This window comes from Dyella sp., assembly GCF_035508675.1.
Taxonomy (GTDB): domain Bacteria; phylum Pseudomonadota; class Gammaproteobacteria; order Xanthomonadales; family Rhodanobacteraceae; genus Dyella_B.
The window spans coordinates 1-2,249 of sequence record NZ_DATJMN010000244.1; the positions used below are offsets into that span (position 1 = coordinate 1).

Consider the following 2,249-nt stretch of genomic DNA (forward strand, 5'->3'; position numbering starts at 1 on the left):
CTTTGGAGCCGTCCACGACCAGCACGCGCGGTGCGGCGCTGAGATCACGGCTGCTGATGCTTGCACTCATCAAAAACCCCACCACCCCGGTCTTGCGTGGCTTCCGTGCATAGACATTCGGCAGGCACCCCCTGCGCCTGAAGTACGCCTATTCTATCGGTCCGAAAAAGGCGCCGCATGGGGCGTCACGGAAACTACCGACTATGGTGGCCCAGGACGCCGCAAACGGCTGCGAACCGCTTCACTGCCCGCGCATGCGCCCGAAGCGCCGTCAGGCCGCTTTGCGCAATTGCCAGGCGCTCACCAGGCGCGCGCCCAGCCAACCGAGGAAGGCGGCCGCCAGCGGCACCGACAGCAGCAACCACAGCGGCAGGCCGCCGATGCGCAGTTTCCCTTCGTAAACCTGACTAAGCCGGGCGACCGGCTCGGCCAACGCCAACTCGATCGCCAACGCCAGCGCTACCGCCAGCACGCCGCTGAACAAGCCGTACCAGATGCCCGCGTAAAGATACGGACGCCGCACAAAGGCGCGGCTCGCGCCGATCAATTTCAGCACACCGATCTCCTCGGCGCGGCTGGTGATATCCACGCGCACCGTGTTGCCGACCACCAGCAGTACCGCCAATGCGAACAAACCCGCCAGGATCAGCACCGCGCGATTGCCTACGCCAAGCAATGCATCCAGCCGCTGCCGCCAGGTACCGCTGTCCTGCACCATGTCCACGCCCTGCATGGCGCGCAGATCTTCCACTAAATGCGCGGCCGCGTCGGCGGAGATGCCATCTTGCGGTTGCACCTCAAGCACATAGGGCAGCGGGTTGTCGTCCAGTGCGCGCAAGGCGTCGGAGAAACCCTGCATCTTGCTCAATTCATCCATGCCTTGTTGCGGCGATTTCACCGTTACGCTCAAAACGCCATCGTGCTGCGCGATCTGCCTCGCCAGCAGCTGCGCATTGCCCGCGACCTGCTCGGGTTTGAGGAACACGTTGACCACTTGATTGCGCCCGAGCGCATTGCCCAGCGACTGCACGTTCGAAAGCAGCAGATAGAACGCCAGCGGCAATGCCAGGGCCAGCCCCATCACGGCAATGGTGAGGATGCTGCCTACCGGCTTGGCGGCAAGACGGCGCAGGCTGACTGCAGCACTCCACCCATGATGCTCGCGCCAGCTCGAAATCGGCCGACGATGACTCCGCTCGCTTCGTGGCGCCACCTGGGAGGGTGTTTCGGACGGGGCGCTCATAACACCTCCTCTGCGGCGACGTCAGCCACCAGCCGGCCATGATCCAGCACCACCACGCGTTTGTGCATGCGCTTGATCAAGGGCAGGTCGTGAGTCGCGATCAGCACGGTGGTGCCCACCTGTTGGAACTCGGCAAACAGGCTCATGACTTCGAACGCCAATTGCGGATCGAGATTGCCGGTGGGCTCGTCGGCGATCAACACGCTCGGCTTGGCGACGATCGCACGCGCAATGCCTACGCGCTGCTGCTCCCCGGTGGACAACGAAGCAGGCAATTGCCGTTCGTAGTCGAGCAGGCCGACCTTCTCCAGCGCCGCACGCACGCGACGACCGCGCTCCAGCGGCGCGATGCCGCCGATGACCAGTGGCAATTCCACGTTGGCAAATACAGAGCGGTCCATCAGCAGGCGATGATCCTGGAACACCATGCCCAGGCTGCGGCGCAGTTTGGGAATGCCGCCCCGGCCGATCTTGGAAAGATTCTGACCATCCAGCGCGACATAGCCGTGCGACGGCCGTTCAATCAGCGCCAGCAGCTTGAGCAGCGTGCTCTTACCCGCGCCGGAGTGGCCGGTCACGAACGCCATCTCGCCTTTGGCGACTTCGAACGTGAGCTGCGAAAGGGCTTCGTGCCCCCCTGCGTAACGCTTGCTGACTTGATCGAAGCGGATCACCGCATTCCCCATATCCCTAAATCGATGGTTGCAAGGATAAGGGAAGCACCTGCGTTATGCGCAGCCAGGTGACCTGCGCGGCCGCACTTCCGTGCAGCCGCGCTAGTAACGATTCAGCGGCCGGTGAACAGGCGTGCGATGCGCCGGAACAAGCCGAGCTTCGGCGGCGCAGCCTGTTGGCCGGAAGGCGACTGCGCCACTACCTGACGCGAAGGACGACCGCCAGCGGGCGCGTTCGACTGATTGACGGCCACTGCCACTTCGCCGGCCGGCGCCGCGCCAGGACGGCGGCGGTTGCGACCGCCGCGACGACGGCGACGCTGGCTGCCATC

The 2,249-nt window shown here is 64.5% G+C and carries 2 protein-coding genes and 1 pseudogene; all 3 read right to left on the reverse strand.

Features of this window, described 5'->3' with window-relative positions:
* Positions 1 to 271 precede the first annotated feature (271 nt).
* A complete protein-coding gene (gene ftsX / locus VMA74_RS12890; RefSeq protein ID WP_325367555.1) occupies positions 272 to 1,243 on the reverse strand; it encodes a permease-like cell division protein FtsX in 972 nt (323 codons plus the stop codon).
* Positions 1,240 to 1,929, reverse strand: coding sequence for a cell division ATP-binding protein FtsE (ftsE, locus tag VMA74_RS12895; RefSeq protein ID WP_325367557.1), 690 nt, complete (start codon positions 1,927 to 1,929; stop codon positions 1,240 to 1,242). The genes ftsX and ftsE overlap by 4 nt, the downstream gene beginning before the upstream one ends.
* 101 nt (positions 1,930 to 2,030) lie before the next feature.
* Positions 2,031 to 2,249 (reverse strand): annotated as a pseudogene (locus VMA74_RS12900) (ATP-dependent RNA helicase RhlB); the annotation flags it as partial.